17 protein-coding genes are annotated in these 16,306 nt (G+C 63.9%); 15 read left to right on the forward strand and 2 right to left on the reverse strand.

The window, feature by feature from the left end:
• Positions 1-8: 8 nt before the first annotated feature.
• Genes AC1ROB_RS09170 through AC1ROB_RS09185 form a run of 4 tightly spaced genes read left to right on the forward strand, consistent with a single transcriptional unit; the run spans position 9 to position 4,361 of the window.
• Positions 9-980: an ABC transporter permease gene (locus tag AC1ROB_RS09170; protein ID WP_492971495.1), complete on the forward strand. Its 972-nt coding sequence runs from the start codon at positions 9-11 to the stop codon at positions 978-980.
• Positions 977-1,813 (forward strand): ABC transporter permease, encoded by an 837-nt coding sequence (locus tag AC1ROB_RS09175; RefSeq protein WP_492971494.1) that lies wholly within the window; start codon positions 977-979, stop codon positions 1,811-1,813. Before AC1ROB_RS09170 ends, AC1ROB_RS09175 begins: the two co-directional genes overlap by 4 nt.
• 2 nt (positions 1,814-1,815) lie before the next feature.
• Entirely contained in the window at positions 1,816-3,426 is a 1,611-nt protein-coding gene (locus AC1ROB_RS09180; RefSeq protein ID WP_492971493.1) for an ABC transporter ATP-binding protein, read from the forward strand.
• Positions 3,423-4,361 (forward strand): 2-hydroxyacid dehydrogenase, encoded by a 939-nt coding sequence (locus tag AC1ROB_RS09185; RefSeq protein WP_492971492.1) that lies wholly within the window; start codon positions 3,423-3,425, stop codon positions 4,359-4,361. Before AC1ROB_RS09180 ends, AC1ROB_RS09185 begins: the two co-directional genes overlap by 4 nt.
• Before the next feature lie 5 nt (positions 4,362-4,366).
• Here AC1ROB_RS09185 and AC1ROB_RS09190 read toward each other — a convergent pair whose 3' ends face one another.
• Positions 4,367-5,146 (reverse strand): SDR family oxidoreductase, encoded by a 780-nt coding sequence (locus AC1ROB_RS09190; protein ID WP_492971491.1) that lies wholly within the window; start codon positions 5,144-5,146, stop codon positions 4,367-4,369.
• Between the two features lie 11 nt (positions 5,147-5,157).
• Positions 5,158-6,624, reverse strand: a complete 1,467-nt coding sequence (locus AC1ROB_RS09195) for an aldehyde dehydrogenase (RefSeq protein ID WP_492971490.1) — start codon at positions 6,622-6,624, stop codon at positions 5,158-5,160.
• A 129-nt stretch (positions 6,625-6,753) separates the two neighbouring features.
• On the opposite strand from AC1ROB_RS09195, the gene AC1ROB_RS09200 reads away from it, so the two are divergent.
• The 11 genes from AC1ROB_RS09200 to AC1ROB_RS09250 are packed head-to-tail and all read left to right on the forward strand — an operon-like array spanning position 6,754 to position 16,302.
• Entirely contained in the window at positions 6,754-7,062 is a 309-nt protein-coding gene (locus AC1ROB_RS09200; protein ID WP_492971489.1) for a recombinase-like helix-turn-helix domain-containing protein, read from the forward strand.
• Positions 7,059-7,853: an ABC transporter ATP-binding protein gene (locus AC1ROB_RS09205; protein WP_492971488.1), complete on the forward strand. Its 795-nt coding sequence runs from the start codon at positions 7,059-7,061 to the stop codon at positions 7,851-7,853. The genes AC1ROB_RS09200 and AC1ROB_RS09205 overlap by 4 nt, the downstream gene beginning before the upstream one ends.
• Positions 7,854-7,885: 32 nt before the next feature.
• Entirely contained in the window at positions 7,886-8,860 is a 975-nt protein-coding gene (locus tag AC1ROB_RS09210; protein ID WP_492971487.1) for an ABC transporter substrate-binding protein, read from the forward strand.
• A gap of 34 nt (positions 8,861-8,894) precedes the next feature.
• Positions 8,895-9,689 (forward strand): ABC transporter permease, encoded by a 795-nt coding sequence (locus AC1ROB_RS09215; protein ID WP_492971486.1) that lies wholly within the window; start codon positions 8,895-8,897, stop codon positions 9,687-9,689.
• Between the two features lie 19 nt (positions 9,690-9,708).
• Positions 9,709-10,773, forward strand: coding sequence for a Rieske 2Fe-2S domain-containing protein (locus AC1ROB_RS09220; RefSeq protein ID WP_492971485.1), 1,065 nt, complete (start codon positions 9,709-9,711; stop codon positions 10,771-10,773).
• A gap of 42 nt (positions 10,774-10,815) precedes the next feature.
• Positions 10,816-11,430 (forward strand): cupin domain-containing protein, encoded by a 615-nt coding sequence (locus tag AC1ROB_RS09225; RefSeq protein ID WP_492971484.1) that lies wholly within the window; start codon positions 10,816-10,818, stop codon positions 11,428-11,430.
• Positions 11,431-11,440: 10 nt separating this feature from the next.
• Positions 11,441-12,199: an SDR family oxidoreductase gene (locus AC1ROB_RS09230; RefSeq protein WP_492971483.1), complete on the forward strand. Its 759-nt coding sequence runs from the start codon at positions 11,441-11,443 to the stop codon at positions 12,197-12,199.
• Positions 12,177-13,007, forward strand: a complete 831-nt coding sequence (locus AC1ROB_RS09235; RefSeq protein ID WP_492971482.1) for an alpha/beta fold hydrolase — start codon at positions 12,177-12,179, stop codon at positions 13,005-13,007. Before AC1ROB_RS09230 ends, AC1ROB_RS09235 begins: the two co-directional genes overlap by 23 nt.
• On the forward strand, positions 12,997-13,860 hold the full coding sequence (locus AC1ROB_RS09240) for an IclR family transcriptional regulator (protein WP_492971481.1): 864 nt from the start codon (positions 12,997-12,999) through the stop codon (positions 13,858-13,860). The genes AC1ROB_RS09235 and AC1ROB_RS09240 overlap by 11 nt, the downstream gene beginning before the upstream one ends.
• Positions 13,853-15,499 carry a thiamine pyrophosphate-binding protein gene (locus AC1ROB_RS09245; protein ID WP_492971480.1) on the forward strand — a complete coding sequence of 549 codons (1,647 nt, stop codon included), beginning with the start codon at positions 13,853-13,855 and terminating at the stop codon, positions 15,497-15,499. The genes AC1ROB_RS09240 and AC1ROB_RS09245 overlap by 8 nt, the downstream gene beginning before the upstream one ends.
• Positions 15,499-16,302 (forward strand): aspartate dehydrogenase, encoded by an 804-nt coding sequence (locus AC1ROB_RS09250; RefSeq protein WP_492971479.1) that lies wholly within the window; start codon positions 15,499-15,501, stop codon positions 16,300-16,302. Before AC1ROB_RS09245 ends, AC1ROB_RS09250 begins: the two co-directional genes overlap by 1 nt.
• Positions 16,303-16,306: the final 4 nt, after the last annotated feature.

A 16,306-nucleotide genomic window follows, 5' to 3' on the forward strand; every position in this document is an offset into this window, starting at 1 on the left:
GAGTAATCATGCTGTCATTCATTGCCCAACGCCTGGTGAAGGCGGTGATCGTTCTGCTGGCGATCATCGTGCTGAACTTCTTCCTGATCCGAGCCGCGCCCGGTGACCCGGCCGTGGTTATGGCCGGCGAGGCCGGCGCCACCGACGAGCTGTTCGTCGCGCAGTTGCGTGAGAAATTCGGCCTTGACCAGCCGATGCACAAGCAGCTCTTCCTCTATGTGTCGGGCATCGCCAGTTTCGATCTCGGCTTTTCCTTCCGCCAGCAGATGCCGGTATCGAAACTGATCCTCGACCGCCTGCCGGCGACGCTGCTGCTGACGGGCAGCGCCTTCGTCATCTCGCTCGGGCTCGGTGTGCTGCTTGGCGGCATGGCGGCGCGGCGCTCAGGCCACTGGACCGATACGGTGATCACCACGCTGTCGCTGGTCTTCTACGCCACGCCGCTGTTCTGGGTGGCGCTGATGCTGGTGCTGCTGTTCTCGGTTCATCTCGACTGGTTGCCCAGCTTCGGCTACGAGACCGTCGGCGCCGGCTATACCGGCCTGCGCCATGTGACCGATGTTGCCGCCCATCTGGTTCTGCCGGCGGTCACGCTCGGCTCCTTTTTTATGGCGACCTATACCCGCATGACCCGCGCTTCGATGCTGGAGGTTGTACGGCTCGATTTCATCAAGACGGCGCGCGCCAAGGGCCTGCAGGATGCCGTGATCCAGCGCCGGCACGTGTTGCGCAACGCCATGCTGCCGGTGGTGACCCTGGCCGGGCTGCAGGCCGGTACGCTGGTCGGCGGCGCGGTGCTGACCGAAACCGTCTTCGCCTGGCCCGGCATTGGCCGCCTGATGTACGACGCCCTGCTGCAGCGCGACTATAACCTGCTGCTCGGCGTCTTTATCGTCTCCTCGGCCATGGTGCTGATCTTCAACCTGGTGACCGACCTGATCTATCGGCTGGTCGACCCGCGGATCGAGCTGGGCGCATGAGCAACTTCTGGAAAACCATGTTGCGCAATCCGGGCAGTCTGATCGGCTTGGTCATCCTGACACTGGTGTTGATCGTCGCGATCATCGGCCCGCTGGTCTTTCCGCAATCACCCTGGCGCATGATACAGCGGCCATTTCTGGCCCCGATGGTGGTCGATGGTTTCCTGTTCGGCACCGATGCGCTGGGCCGCGATGTGACGGCGGGTCTTATCCACGGTGCCCGCGTGTCTTTGATGGTGGGACTGGTGTCCACCGTGGTGGCTCTGATCATCGGCGTGCCACTCGGCGCCGTGGCCGGCTATGCCGGTGGCCGGGTCGATGACGCTCTGATGCGTTTCACTGAATTCTTCCAGACCATCCCGAGTTTTGCGCTTGCCATCGTGCTGGTGGCGATCATGCAGCCTTCCATCTTCTCCATTATTGCGGCTATCGCCATTGTGAGCTGGCCGCCGGTGGCGCGATTGGTGCGCGGCGAGGTGCTGTCACTGCGCAGCCGCGAATATGTGCAGGCTGCTGTGGTCACCGGGCATAGCAATGCCTGGATCATCTGGCGCGAAATCCTGCCCAATACACTGTCGCCGATCATCGTGCTGGCCTCGCTGATGATCGCCACTGCCATCCTGCTGGAGTCTTCGCTGTCCTTCCTCGGGTTAGGTGATCCCAACCTGATGTCCTGGGGCTACATGGTCGGCGCCGGTCGTACCGTCATTCGTCAGGCCTGGTGGATCACGGTCTTCCCTGGCATCGCCATCCTGCTCACGGTGCTGGCGCTTAACCTGATTGGCGAGGGGTTGAACGACGCGCTCAACCCGCGCATGACCAAGGAGCGCTGAGCGTGAGTGGTGGGGTCGTCTCGGTCCGGAACCTGAAGCTGGCGCTACCCGTCGGCGGCGACCGTGGCTTTGCGGTTGACGATGTGTCCTTCGACCTCGATGCCGGCAAGATCCTCTGCGTGGTGGGCGAGTCCGGTTCAGGAAAGTCGATGATCGCGCATGCCCTGATGGGACTGTTGCCCAAGGCGGTGACGCCACAGGGCGGTGAAATCCTGTTCGGTGGCCAGAATCTGCTGGCGCTGGACGAACAGGCTTGGCTCGGCTGGCGTGGCCGTCGCATCGCCATGGTCTTCCAGGAACCAATGACGGCGCTCAATCCGCTGATGCGTATCGGCGAGCAGATGGCAGAGATGTTCGAGGCGCACAACTTGCTGACCCCGAAGGAGCGCCGAAAGCGGGCGCTGGAACTGACGCGTGAAGTCGGTCTGCCCGATCCGGAGCGCATCATTCGCGCCTATCCGCATCAGCTCTCCGGCGGCCAGCGTCAGCGCGCCATGATCGCCATGGCCCTGGCCCTGGAGCCAGCCGTGCTGGTGGCCGACGAGCCAACCACGGCGCTGGATGTCACCACGCAGGCGCAGATCCTGAAGCTGATCCGCGACCTGCAGAAACGGCGCAATATGGCCGTGATGTTCATCACCCATGACTTCGGCGTGGTGGCTGAGATCGCCGACCGCGTCGTTGTTCTGCAGCATGGCAAGCTGGTCGAGCAAGGCGAGGCGCAAGCCGTACTGCAGAATCCGCAGCAGTCCTATACCCAGGCGTTGCTGGCCGCGGTACCGTCAATGCAGCCGCCGGTGCGCGCATCGCTGGAAGATCGCCCAAAGGCCGTCGACGTGATCGGCCTGAACAAGACTTATGTCACCAGCAGCGGCTGGTTCCGGCCGGCACGGCGGGTCGAGGCGGCGAAGGATGTCAGCTTCAGCATCCGCCAGGGCGAAACGCTGGGACTGGTGGGAGAGTCCGGCTCAGGCAAGTCATCGGTGGCGCGGCTGGTGATGCAGTTGATCAAGCCCGATGGCGGCAGCGTGCGCCTGGGCAGCACCGACCTGACGCTGGTCGGCGGCAAGGCCCTGCGTGCCGAACGCCGCCGTATCCAGATGGTCTTCCAGGATCCGTTTGCCTCGCTCAATCCGCGTCGCAAGGTCGGTCGCATTATTGCCGACGGGCCGATTGCCCATGGCATGGCGCCGGAGAAGGCGATGCAGCGCGCCGGCGAGTTGCTGCATATGGTGGGCCTGGATGCCAGTGCCATCGAACGTTTCCCGCATGAATTCTCCGGGGGTCAGCGTCAGCGCATCGGCATTGCCCGCGCCCTGGCACTCGACCCGGAAATCCTGGTCGCCGATGAAGCGGTTTCGGCACTGGACGTGTCGGTGCAGGCGCAAGTGCTGCGCCTGCTGGAAGATCTGAAACAGCGGCTGGGATTGTCGATGCTGTTTATCACCCATGACCTGCGGGTGGCGGCGCAGATCTGCGATCGCATCGCCGTGATGCAGAAGGGCGTGATCGTCGAGCTCAAATCGGCGGCCGCGCTATTTGCGGCACCAGAGCATGCCTATACGCGCGAGCTTCTGGCGGCTGTACCTGGCCGGCAGGCGGGAGCGGCATGACGATGCGCTGTGCCGTGATCAGCAGGAAGCTGAACCTGCGCGACTATTACGGCGACGCGCTGGACGGGATCGCCGACCGCATCCAGACTATCGATCATCCGGTCACCCCGGCCGAAGATGTTCGCATTGCACTGGCCTGGCATCCGCATGCCGATGCCTTCACGCATTATCCCAACCTGAAAGCCGTCTGCACCATCGGCGCCGGCGCCGACAACGTTCTGGCCTGTCCCAGCCTGCCGCCGCATGTGGATGTGGTGCGGGTGGTTGATCCGGCGCAGGGACAGATGATGGCGGGCTTCATCGCCTGGCATGTGATCTGTCACCAGCGCCGCTTCGATGTCTTCCGGGCGCAGCAGCAGGCGAAGATATGGCGCCGTTTGCTGCAGCGCGCCGCACGTGATGTTCCGGTGGCCTTGCTGGGCTACGGGCAGATCGGACAGACCGTGGCGCAAGCGCTGACCGCGCTGGGTTTCCCGGTGCTGGCCTGGAGCCGCACGCCGAAGCCGATGGCGGCTGGCGTACGCGGTTTTCATGGTGCTGATGGCTTGATGGCGATGATGGCGGAAACCGAAGTGCTGGTGAATCTGCTGCCGCTGACCGCGGCGACACGCGGCATCCTGGATGGCAGGCTGTTCTCGGCCATGCGGCCGGGCGGGTACCTGATCCAGGTCGGTCGTGGTGAGCATATGGTCGAGGCCGACCTGCTGGCGGCGCTGGAATCCGGCCACCTTTCAGGCGCGTCTCTGGATGTCTTTGCCGTCGAGCCACTGCCGCAGAGTCATGTCTTCTGGGATCACCCGAAGATCGTGATGACGCCGCATGATGCCTGCGATGTCAGTTCTGAGGCCCTGCAGCAGACTCTCCTGCGGACGGCCGAAGCCATCATGGCTGGCCAGCGGCCATTGCACGCCGTGGATCGCCAGAGCGGCTACTGATACGTTCAGAGCGCCTGCGGGTGCGCGGCGCCGTCCAGCACGATGCTCTGGCCGCTGATATAGCCGGCCTGCGCGCTGCATAGATAGGCGCAGAGGCGTCCCAGTTCCGCCGGATCGCCAAAACGGCCGGCCGGCAGTTCGGCTTTGCGCGTCGCCACAACATCATCCACCGGTTTACCTTCCTTCTTTGCGCGGAAAGCAAAATTCGACAGCAGGCGGTCGGTGGCGAACGGGCCGGGCAGCAGGTTGTTCACGGTGACATTGTTCCTGGCCAGGCCGCGCACGATGGTGGCGACGAAGCCATGCAGGCCGCTGCGCGCCGCGACGCTCAGACCCTGGGCATCGATCGGATGGCGCACCACGCTGGATGTGATGTTGACGATGCGGCCAAAGCCGCGCTCGGCCATGCCCTTGCTGTAATGGCCGATCAGCGCGATCGGTGCGCGCATGTTGGTGGCCAACGCATTGCTCCAGTCGGCATCCGACCAACTGCTGTAATCGCCGGGTGGCGGGCCGCCGGCATTGTTGACCAGGATGTCCGGCGCCGGGCAGGTGGCTTGCAGGGCGGCGCGGCCGGCTTCGGCGGAGAGATCGGCGGCCACCGGCGTGACGGTCACACTATGAGTGGTGGCGATCTGTTCGGCGACCTGCCGGAGTGCTGTGGCGTCGCGCGCATTCAGCACGATGTTGACACCTTCAGCGGCCAGCGCTTCGGCGCAGGCGCGGCCCAGTCCCTTGCTGGCGGCACAGACGATGGCGGTGCGCCCCCTGATACCGAGATCCATTACAAGCTCCCTCAGTCAGCCCACGGAATCGGGCGACCCGATATGTCGATATAGATACTCTTCTGTCGCATATAGGCCTTGATGCCGTCGTGGCCTTTCTCGCGGCCGATGCCGCTTTCGCCATTGCCGCCAAACGACGTGGCGATGCTGAACTGCTTGTAGGTGTTGACCCAGACGGTGCCGGCATTGAGCGCGCGGCCAAGCCGCCAGGCCCGGCGGAAATCGCTGGTCCAGATGCCGCTGGCAAGGCCGTAGACGCTGTCATTGGCTTCTGCGATCAGGCTGGCTTCGTCGCGGAAGGGCAGCAGCACACCGACGGGCCCGAAGATCTCCTCCTGCGCGGTGCGGCTACGGTTGCCCAGACCATCGATCAGTGCTGGCACGAAATAGTTGCCGTCTTTCAGATCGGGCTCTGTAGACCGCGTACCACCGCACAGAAGGCGACCGCCTTCCTGCTGCGCGAGCGCGACATAGCCTTCGACTTTGTCGCGCTGCTGCGGCGTGATCAGCGGGCCGATCTGGGTGCGCTCGCTGACCGGATCGCCGATACGGAGCGCCTTGGTGTGTTCCACCAGCCGATCACGGAAGTTAGCGTAAATGCTGTCTTCAATGAAAATGCGTGAACCGGCGATACAGCTTTGGCCCTGGCTGGAGAAGATGCCGAACAGCACGCCGTTGATCGCCTGCTCGATATCGGCATCGGAAAAAACAATATTCGGTGACTTGCCGCCCAGCTCCAGCGACACCGGCATGATCTTTTCAGCCGCCACATGGCCGATGGCGCGGCCGGTCGTCGTGCCGCCGGTGAATGTGACCTTGGCGACGCCGGGATGCGCCACGATCGCCGCACCGGTGACAGCGCCGGTGCCGGGCAGCACGCTGAGCAGGCCCTTCGGCAGGCCGGCCTCTTCGGCCAGCTTCGCCAGTTCCAGTGCCAGCAGCGGCGAGAATTCCGACGGCTTGATAATAACGGCGTTGCCGGCGGCAAGAGCCGGCGCGGTTTTCTGCGCCTCGCTGGCGATCGGCGAATTCCATGGCGTGATCGCGGCGATGACGCCCAGCGGCTCGTGCAGGCTGAGCGAGAGATAGCTGCCGCGCGATGGCGTGACATCGCCTTCCATGGTTTCGCAGGCCGCGGCGAAGAAACGGAAGGTGCCGGCGGCGCTGCCGACCAGCGCGCGGGTTTCCAGGATCGGCTTGCCGTTGTCCTGGCGCTGGAGTTGCGCGAGTCGCTCGGCATCGCGCTCGATCAGGCTCGCGATGCGATGCAGATAGACGGCGCGCTGATGCGGCAGCAGGTCGCGCCAGGCCGGATCCTGCATGGCGGCTTGACCCTTGCGGACGGCTTCGTCCACATCGGCCGCATCGGCCGTGCTGACTGTGGCCAAGTCCTTGTTATCGGAGGGATTGCGGGTGACGAGCGGGGCGCCACGCCCTTGGCGCCAGTCTCCGGCGAGATAAAGCGGCAATACAGTCATGCGGCGTTTCGATGAAAGAGAAGAGACAGATTCAGCTTTACAAGAAGCCTAGCCGAACCCTACGATGTTGCATATAGGAAATGACGTTTTATTAGTGGAACATCAAGGCCTATTCGAACGGAGGGTCCGATGGAGTTCAATCCTTATCTGGCTGATGTCCCGGTAACGGCCGGGGAACCCAACAAGGGCGGCCCGGAGTCCATCGAACATCCCGGCAAGACCGGCAATATCCCGTGGCAGACCCGCCCGGCAGACCTCACTGATTTCGAAAGCACGCTGGCCGATACGCTAATGGCTATGTTCCGCGAAGGCGTGGAAGAGCTGCCGGCTATCGTGGCGGCGCTGAATGCGCGCGGCCCGCGCCATCCCGACGGCACCTGGACCGATGCCAACTACCAGAGCCTGATGGCGCGTCTCGCACAGGGTTACAGCGCATGAGCCTGAAGGTCGGCACGCCGCGGCTTGAATTCCGCACTGTCACCAAGCGCTTTGCCAATCCGCGGCAGGGTGGCGTGGTGGTGGCGGTGGAAGACGTCACCTTCAGCATTGCCGATGGTGAGGTCGTGTCGCTGATCGGCCCGTCCGGCTGCGGCAAGAGCACGCTGCTGAACATGGGTTCGGGCCTCGATCCGGCGACGGAAGGCGAGGTCTATGTCGATGGCGAGCTGGTGACCAGGCCGAACCGCCATGTCGCCTTCATGCTGCAGAAGGATCTGCTGCTGCCCTGGCGCACTATTCGCGAGAATGTCGAACTCGGCCTGGAAATCCAGGGCGCGGCAGCGGCGCAGCGGCGCGAAACCGCGCTGATGCTGCTCGACAAGTGCCGTCTGAGCGATTTCGTCGAGCATTACCCGCATCAGCTGTCCGGTGGCATGCGCCAGCGCGCGGCACTCGCCCGCACCCTGGCCGTCGAGCCGAGCGTACTGCTGATGGACGAACCGTTTTCGGCGCTGGATGCGCAGACCAAGATGGTGCTGCAGCAGGATCTGGGCCGTACGCTGGCGGATACGCGCAAGACGGCGCTGTTCATCACCCATGACCTGGTCGAGGCGATTGCGCTGTCCGACCGCATCCTGGTGATGAGCCATCGTCCGGGCCGCATCATCGAAGAGATCGTGGTGGAAATTCCGGACCGCGCCAACCCGATGGCGCGCCGCCAGGACCCGAAGGTCGGCGGCTATGTGAAACGGCTGATGGACCTGCTGCATGTCGAGCAGGCCGCGGCGTGATTTTGAGACTCATCAACATGGAGGGGAATGTGATGCGTAAATTTGTTCTCGCCGGCCTTGCCGGTTTCGGTCTGACGATGGCGGCTGCGGGCGTCCAGGATGTCCGCGCGCAGGATGTCACCTATCTGCTGCCGGCGCCGAAGTCGCTGCCAGCTTTCGGCCCCTGGATGGTGGCCGAACAGCGCGGCTATTTCAAAGCCGAAGGTCTGAATGTCACCTTTCAGATCGGCAAGGGCGGCGTCGACGTCGCCAAGCAGGTCGGTGCCGGTAACGCCGTGATCGGTGGCGGCATCGGCGATACCTCGATCATCGTGCGCCCGAACGGCGTGCCGGTGAAGACGGTGGCGCTGCTCGGCGGCGGCTCGCTGATGCAGTTGGTCATCAACAAGGACAAGGGCGTCAAGTCGATCAAGGACCTGAAAGGCAAGACCATCACCGCGATGGCTTACCAGGACACCACTTATTTCGCGCTGCTGGGTATGCTCGCCACCCAAGGCATGACCAAGAATGACGTGAATGCCCAGGCCGCCGGCCCGGTCAACGTCTGGAAGCTGTTCGTCGCGGGCGAGGCCGATGCCATGGCCGCCGTGCCGGAATGGACCGCCCAGGCCCAGGCTGCGAAGATGAACATCGAGATCATCCCCTCCGACGTGCATTTCAAGAGCATGGCGCAGGCGATCATCGCAGCTGACGACGTAATCCAGAAGAATCCGCAGCTGATCCAGAAGCTGGTGCGCGCCACGCTGAAGGGCATGAAGGATATCATGGATAATCCGACTGCCGCCGCGGCCGACTATGTGAAGGCGGTGCCGGAGCATAACGGCAACGAGGCCTTCATCGTCGCGTCCTTTAAGCTCTACAACCAGTATGTCTATCCGGGCCAGACCAAGCTCGGCGCGGTCGACGAGAGCCGTCTCGGCGCCCTGCAGGATTTCTACGTCAAGGAAGGCGTGATTCGCGACAAGACCGCGATCAAGGACCTCTACACCAACCAGTTCGTCCAATAAGCCAACCGGTTCGCGCCGGCGGGAGTGAATGAGAATGCAAGCCGTACTGTCCCAACCGCATCTTCGCCGCATGATGGCTGGCAGCCTGTTGCTGTTCGTCGTCTTCGTGGCGGCCTGGCAATGGGTGCCGGGCTGGTTCGGGATTCCGCATTTCATCATCCCGCCGGTCAGCCTGGTTTGGGACGAATTCCTGCGCATGCTGGCCAAGGACAAGCTGATCTTCCACACCGGCATCACGGCGATGCAGGTGGGTGTCGGCTTCGTGCTGGGTGCACTGCTGGGCATCCTGGCCGGTTTTGTGCTGGGCATGTCGCCGACAGCCGAGTTTATGCTGTCGCCTTATATCCTGGCGCTGCAGATCGCGCCGAAGGTGGCTTTCGCGCCGCTGTTCATCATCTGGTTCGGCTATACCGTCTATCCGAAGATCCTGGTCTGCATCCTGATTGTCTTCTTTCCGGTGATGATCAACGTGCTGGGCGCTGTGCGTGCCATCGACCCCGATATCGTGCGGTTGGCGCGTTCGTTCACCGCCAACCGTTTCCAGGTGTTCTGGAAGATCGAATTCCCGGCCGCCCTGCCGCCGCTGTTTGCTGGCCTGCGCATCGCTGCCACGTTGGCCGTGATCGGCGTGGTGGTGGGCGAGCTGGTCGGTGGCAATACCGGCCTAGGCTACCTGCTCACCTTCGGCGAGGGTGCTGGCAACACTGCCATGGTCTTTGTTGCCATCATTCTCCTGACCCTGATCGGCATCGTGCTCTACGGCATCATCGTGCTTGTCGAGGGCCGGGTGTTGCATTACATGCCGGCGCGTTCGCGCGCCCCCGTCTGACCTGAAGGAGGCCCGCCCCATGGCTGCCGCAAGTGAGATGAAAGACGCCGAAGCCCTGCTGAACCGGGGTTTGCGCAATTACTGGTATCCGGTCGCGCCAAGCTGGATGGTCGGCACCAGTCCGGTCGGCCTGACTCGGCTATCGGAAAATATCGTGCTGTGGCGCGATGAGACCGGCAAGCTGCACTGTCTGGAAGACCGCTGCCCGCATCGCGGCGCACGGCTCTCGCTGGGCTGGGCGCTCGGCGACAAGATTGCCTGCTGGTATCACGGCGTGGAAGTGCGCAGCGACGGCGTCGTGCCGCGCGTGCCAGCCCAGGCCAATGCGCCGATGGAAGGCAAGCGCTGCGTGCGCAGCTACCATGTGCAGGAAAAGGCCAGCACGATCTTCGTCTGGTTCGGCGATGCGCTGCATGCCGAACCCGATGACCTGCTGCTGCCGGAAGAGCTGGTGTCGCCCGATTACGAGCCGATCCTGTGCACGGCGCACTGGAAGTGCAATTACCGTTACGCCATCGACAACGTGATGGACCCGATGCACGGGGCCTATCTGCATGCGCAATCGCATTCCATGGCCGACGGCGACAAGCATGCCGAGATGAAGCTGCGCAAGACCGATACCGGCTTTGTCTTCGAGAAGGCCGGCCAGCGTGGCGTCAATTTCGACTGGACCGAGTTCGGCATCACCAATTCGCTCTGGCTGCGCCTGGAAATCCCCTATGGCAAGCAGGCCGGTCCGGGCGGTCCGTTCACCATCGTCGGCATGGTGGCGCCGGTGGATGAAGAGAACTGCCGCGTCTTCTTCTGGCGAATCCGCAAGATCGCCGGCTGGCAGCGCGATACCTGGAAGTTCCTTTATCGCGCCCGCCTGGAAGGCCTGCACTGGGCCGTGCTGGAACAGGATCGCGTGATCCTGGAGGCGATGGCGCCGCAGGCCCGCGAGCGTGAATTCCTCTACCAGCATGACGCCGGCCTGGGCCGTGTGCGCACCGTGCTGCTGAAATCGGCCCGCGATCAGGTGCAGGCACTGGCGGCGGCGAAAGCCTCTGCAGGTGAAGCGCCGCGTGCGGCTGACGTGGCCTGACAGTTTCTGGATTGAAGCGAAGCATCCTGAAGGAGGATTGCCATGAGTATCGCTGAGAAGGTTGCCAAATTCGCCAAGGACTGGTTCCCGACCTGGGAGAAGCCGCAGGAAAAGTCGCTGCAGCAGTGGATCGAATCGCGCATTGCGCGGTACTCGACCCGCCAGTACGACTGGAATGCGCTGAAATTCCAGGCCGACTTCGATCCGAAATACCGGCGCGCCCAGTGCCGCTATATCGGCACCGGTGCCACCGGCGTGGGCAACGACACCAACACCATCCCGTCCGAGCATTTTACCTTCTCGACCATGATCCTGCCGGCCGGCTGCGAAGGTCCGATGCATGTGCATTATGACGCCGAAGAAGTGTTCTTCGTGCTGAAGGCGCAGAAGCTGCGGCTGTTCTTCGAACTGGATGGCGAGACTTTCGATACGGTGCTGTCCGATCGCGATGTGGTTTCGGTGCCGCCGGGCGTGTTCCGCGGCCTGAAGAACGAAGGTCAGGAAGAGGCATTGATGTGCGTCATGCTGGGTGTGTCCAAGCCGAGCGTTCCGGATTATCCGGAAGGCCATCCGCTGATGGAGCTGCGCAAGCGTCGCCGCGAGATCGCAGCTGCCGCTGCGGCAGCCGAATCTGCCAAGGCCTCGGCGGCCGAGTAAGAGAGAACAGATGACCCTGCGGGATCGCACCATCGTGGTGACCGGCGCCGGGCGCGGGCTGGGCAAGGCTTTTGCCGAAGCCTGCGCTGCCGCCGGGGCAGCCCGTATTGTCGTCGCCGACCTGAATGCTGAATGGGGGGAGGCGACCGCCGATACCCTGCGCAAGGCCGGCGTGGATGCGGCCTTCCTGAAGGTCGATCTGGCCGATCCAGTCTCGATTTCCGCCTTCGGTGAGGCTGTGAAGACCCGCTACGGCCATATCGACGGCCTGGTCAACAATGCCGCCATCGCCACTGGGATCGGCGGCAAGACCTTCGAGGAAATCGATATCGAGACCTGGGATCGGGTGATGAGCGTAAATGTGCGCGGCACCTGGCTGATGGTGAAGGCGCTGGCGCCATTGCTGCGACAGTCGAAAGCTGGCGGGCGGATCGTCAACCTCGCGTCCGATACCGCGCTCTGGGGTGCGCCGCGCCTGCTGCATTACGTGTCCAGCAAAGGCGCGATCATCAGCATGACGCGCTCGCTGGCGCGTGAACTGGGGCCGGATCGCATTGCGGTCAACGCCATCGCACCCGGCCTGGTGCTGGTGGAAGCCACGGAATATGTACCGGAGGAGCGCAAGCGCCTCTATGTGGACGGACGCGCCATGCCGCGCGCCCAGATGCCCGAGGATGTTACCGGAGCTGTCGTTTACCTGCTGGGTGACGGTGCCGGCTTCGTCACCGGCCAACTCTTGCCTGTCAATGGCGGCTTTGTCTTCCATTGAGCCGCGCATCGCGGCCATCGGCGCCGCTCGGATTTCCTATCTGGAAGCCGGGCGCGGGACGCCGCTTGTGCTACTGCATGGCATCGGCTCAGCTTCGCGGTCCTGGCGCAACCAGCTGGGCGACCTGTCCGACCGTTTCCGCGTGATCGCCTGGGATGCGCCGGGCTATGGCCAGTCGACACCACTTGCGGCTGATATGCCCGATGCTGGCAGCTATGGCGCGGCGCTGAACGGTTTCCTCGATGCCCTCGGCATCGGGTGCTGCCATCTGGTTGGCCATTCGCTCGGCACCCTGATCGCGTCGCGGTTCGCCGCCGATCATCAGGATCGCATACAGACGCTGACGCTCAGCAGCATTGCCATCGGCCATGCCAACCTGCCGGCCGAAGAGCGCGACCGCCTGCTGAACAGCCGGCTCGACGATATGAACACCATGGGCGCACGGGCCATGGCCGAGAAGCGCGCTCCGCGCCTGCTGGGGCCGGATGCCACACCAGAGATGCGCCAGGTGGTGATCGATGCCATGGCGCTGGTCCAGATGCCAGGCTATGGCCAGGCCTCGCGGATGCTGTCCGGTGGTAACGCCCTGGCCGATATCGCCCGCCTGCCGGGCGCGATGCCGATGCAGATCATTTATGGCGACAGCGACGTGATCACGCCGCCGGCAGCCAACCAGCGTGCGGCAGCATTGCGGCCGCAGGCACCCGTACATGTCATTCCCGGCGCAGGGCATGCGCTGTATCTCGAAAAGCCAGAACGCTTCACCGGCATTCTGGCGCAATTCGCGGAGGCCCATGATGAGCGCTGATCGCATTCCGCAGGGAAAATATGTAGTGCCGGCCTTGGCGCAGGGACTGGCCGTGCTGTCGCTGTTCTCGCGCCAGCGGCCGAGCCTGACCGCACCGGATATCGCGCAGGAGTTGCAGCTGCCGCGCTCCACGGTCTTCCGCCTGCTGCATACCCTGCAATCGATGGGTTTCGTGCGCCGTGAGGCAGATGAGCGACATTACAAGCTCGGTCCGGCGATCCTGGGGCATGGTTTCGAATACCTGGCCTCGCTCGATATCGTCGAGGCCGCCCAGCCGATCCTGCAGCGCCTGCGCGATGAAACCGGCCTGTCGGCCCATATGGCGGTCGCCGATGGCCGCGAGATCGTCTATGTGGCGCGCTACCCGGCACGCACCACGATTTCCAGCACGGTGAATATCGGCACGCGGTTCCCCATCCATGCCACCGTGATGGGACGGATGCTGCTGATCGACCATGATGATGCTGCTCTGCAGCAGCTGTTTCCGGAAGATAGCATGCCGCGCTACAGCGAGCAGACGCCGACAACGGTGTCTGCCCTCAAGGATGTGCTGAACGAGGACCGTAGCCGCGGCTATGCCACCAGCCAGTCCTTTTTCGAGCGCGGCGTCAGCTCGGTGGCGGCGCCGGTGCGTGATGGCGCCGGCCGGATCGTGGCGGCGATCAACATCACCGCTGTCGATGCCTATATCGATGCCGCCGCCATGCATGGCGGCCTGAAAGACTCGATCCTGCAAGCCGCCACTGAGATAACCCAGTGGATCCGCGGCGAGGCGCCGCGCCACCCCCAACCGCTGCCGGCGGCTGAATCCAAGTCGGCTGCCAAGACCATCAGAGAGTCGCTTCATGTCTGAACAGATCACTGTCGGCGAGCTGACAGCCCGTTTCCTCGAGGCCTGTGGTGTCGATACCGCCTTCGGCGTCATCTCGATCCACAACATGCCGATCCTGGATGCTTTCGGCCAGCGCAACACCATCCGCTTCGTGCCGAGCCGGGGCGAGGCGGGTGCGGTCAACATGGCCGATGCCTTTGCCCGCGTGCGTGGTCATCTGGGCGTAGCGATCACCAGCACCGGCACGGCGGCGGGCAATGCTGCCGGCGCCATGGTGGAGGCGCAGACCGCCGGTACGCCGCTGCTGCACCTCACCGGCCAGATCGAGCGCGCCTATCTCGACAAGCGCTGGAGCTACATCCACGAAGCGACCGACCAGCCCGGCATGCTGAAGGCCGTGTCGAAGGCCTTTTTCCGCGTCTGGTCGCCGGAGACGGCATTGGGCACCCTGCAGGAAGCTGTGCGCGTGGCGCTGACCGCGCCGACCGGTCCGGTCAGCGTGGAAATTCCCATTGATGTGCAGGAAGCGCTGGTCGACTTGCCGGCACAACTGGGTCCTGTGCCGGTGCCGGTGGCGCAGCCCGATCCGGCCGCGTTGGATGCCTTTGCAGACAGGCTGGCTACTGCCAAGCGCCCACTGATCTGGGCTGGCGGCGGCGCGCGGCATGCGGCGGCGGAGATAAAGGCACTGGCGGATCTTGGCTTTGCGGTTGTCACCAGCGTGCAGGGTCGTGGCGTGCTGCCGGAAGACGATGCCCGCACTCTGGGTGCTTTCAACCTGTCGCCGCCGGTCGAAGCCTTTTACGCCAGCTGCGATGCCATGCTGGTCGTGGGGTCGCGTCTGCGCGGCAATGAGACCCTGAAATACACCCTGCGCCTGCCCAAACCGTTGCTGCAGATCGACGCCGACCCGATGGCCCACGGCCGCGGCTATACCGCCGACCTGTTCATGGCCGCGGATGCCAAGGTGGCGCTTGCCGGCTTGGTGTCGCGTCTTAGCGGTCGGCTGCAGATCGATCCGACTTTTGCGAAAGACATGAAGGCCGCACGGGACGAAGCGGAAATCCAGCTCCGCAAGGGTCTCGGACCCTATGAAAAGCTGGTCGATGCCCTCCAGAAGGCCGTGCCGCGCGACTATGTCTGGGTACGCGACGTGACGGTGTCGAACAGCACCTGGGGTAACCGGATGCTGAAGCTGTTCGATCCGCGCAACGGCGTGCATGCATTGGGCGGTGGCATCGGCATGGGCGCTGCGATGGGTGTTGGTGCCTCCGTCGGCGCCAAGGGCCGCAAGACCGTGGTGCTGTCGGGCGATGGTGGCCTGATGCTCTGTGTCGGCGAGCTGGCGACGGCGGCACAGGAAAAGGCCGACATGCTGCTGATCGTGATGAATGATCGCGGCTATGGCGTGATCCGCAATATCCAGGATGCCAAGTTCGGTGGCCGCAAGTATTACGTCGATCTCCACACGCCATCCTTCCCCGATCTGGCGCGAAGCCTCGGCTGGAAGCACACCCTGCTGAACGACATCGGCAAGGTGGAGGCCGTGCTGGCGCAGGCAATGACCGAAACCGGGCCGCGGATGATCGAGGTCGATATGGTGGCGATCGGTCCTTATGCCAGCGCCTTTGCCGGCCCGCCGGTACGCAAGGCCTCGTAATGGCCGGTCTGCCGCAGATCTTGCTGATCGGCCACGGCGCCATCGCGGCCGAAGTGCGCGCCGCGGCAAAGCGGACTGGGCTATTCTCGGTCGGCGCGGTGCTCGTGCGTCCGGAGCGGGTTGCTGCCATTCAGGCCGAGCTGCCGGATCTGCGGGTGATCGGCAGCCTGGACGATCTGGCTTTCACGCCGGCCCTGGCGGCGGAATGCGCCGGTCATTCGGCTGTGAAAGCCTATGGCCCGGCATTGCTCAGGCGCGGCATCGATCTGGTGGTGGCCTCTATCGGGGCTCTTGGCGATGACGCGCTGCTGGCTGCGTTGGAAAGCGCAGCGCGGCAGGGCGAGGCAAAGCTGATCCTGCCGGCTGGCGCGGTACCGGGCATCGATGCCCTGAACGCAGCCCTGGTTGGCGGACTGGATCGGGTTTCCTATATATCCCGCAAGCCGCCGGGTGCCTGGAAGGGTACGCCGGCAGAGCAGGCGGTCGATCTGGATGAGCTGAAGCAGGCGGCAATCTTCTATACCGGTACGGCCCGTGCGGCGGCGCGCGATTACCCGAAGAACGCCAATGTCGCCGCCACAGTGGCACTGGCGGGGATCGGGCTGGATGCAACGGAAGTTCGCATGATCGCTGATCCGGCCGTACAGGCGAATATCCATGAGATCGAGGCGCAGGGTGCGTTCGGCGAGATGCATCTGGTGATCAAGGGCAAGCCGCTGCAGGGCAACCCCAAGACCTCGTCGCTGGCGGCTTACAGCACGGTGCGGGCGATCCTCAATCGCCTGCGGCCCGTGCAGATCTGAGTTC

The sequence above is a fragment of the Ferrovibrio sp. GW821-FHT12F09 genome, from assembly GCF_058806775.1.